At 59.3% G+C, this 901-nt stretch carries 1 protein-coding gene; it reads right to left on the bottom strand.

The features are described from left to right. Positions 1 to 72: 72 nt before the first annotated feature. Positions 73 to 870 carry an IS21-like element helper ATPase IstB gene (istB, locus tag DIE23_RS39075; protein ID WP_124618211.1) on the bottom strand — a complete coding sequence of 266 codons (798 nt, stop codon included), beginning with the start codon at positions 868 to 870 and terminating at the stop codon, positions 73 to 75. Between the last annotated feature and the right edge of the window lie 31 nt (positions 871 to 901).

Below are 901 nucleotides of genomic sequence, written 5' to 3' on the forward strand. Positions count from 1 at the left end.
TGTTGATTTCCACCGAGTCTTAACCCACCGATTTCATCTAAATCTGACCCACCCCGAGACAGCGTAGTACATCTATTCCGGTGTGGATAACTCTTCGTTACCCGCTGGTTTTGCCGCTCTTTTTCTTGTTGTCTTTGCCTTGGCAGAGCTGGTCCTGAAGCGCCACGATTCATTGCCCGTTTCGACGATGTGGCAGTGATGGGTGACGCGGTCCAGCAGCGCTGTCGTCATCTTTGCATCCCCGAACACGCTCGCCCACTCGCCGAAGCTGAGATTGGTCGTGATCGCGACGCTCGTGTGCTCGTATAGCTTTGAGAGCAGATGGAACAGCAATGCACCGCCGGTCTGGCTGAACGGCAGATAGCCCAGTTCGTCGAGGATCACCAGATCGACGTACATCAGCTTGTGGGCAATCTGGCCTTGTTTGCCGATGGACTTCTCCTGCTCCAGGGCGTTGGTCAGCTCGACGGTCGAGAAGTAGCGCACACGCTTGCCGTGGCGCTGTACGGCTTCGATTCCGATCGCTGAGGCGAGGTGCGTCTTGCCAGTGCCCGGACCACCGATGAACACGACGTTGTGCGCGCTTGCGAGGAACGACAGCTCGCTCAGTTCGTGCACCAGCGCTTCGTCGACGTGTGCCTGCGCGAAGTCGAAGCCCTTCAGGTCGCGGTGTGCCGGGAAGCGCGCAGCGGTCATTTGATAGGCGATCGAGCGCACCTGCCGTTCGGCGGTTTCAGCCATCAGCAGCTGCTTCATGAAGCGCTCCGGCTCGAAGTCAGTGTGACGCGACTGCGCGAGCAGCTCCGGCCACGTGCTCGCCATGCCGTGCAGTTTAAGACCCTTGAACTGGGCCGCGATATCGTTAGACATGACGATCCTCCGGTGGGTTGGCGCGCAGCGT

This window comes from Burkholderia sp. Bp9143, assembly GCF_003853645.1.
In the GTDB taxonomy this organism is placed as follows: Bacteria; Pseudomonadota; Gammaproteobacteria; order Burkholderiales; family Burkholderiaceae; genus Burkholderia.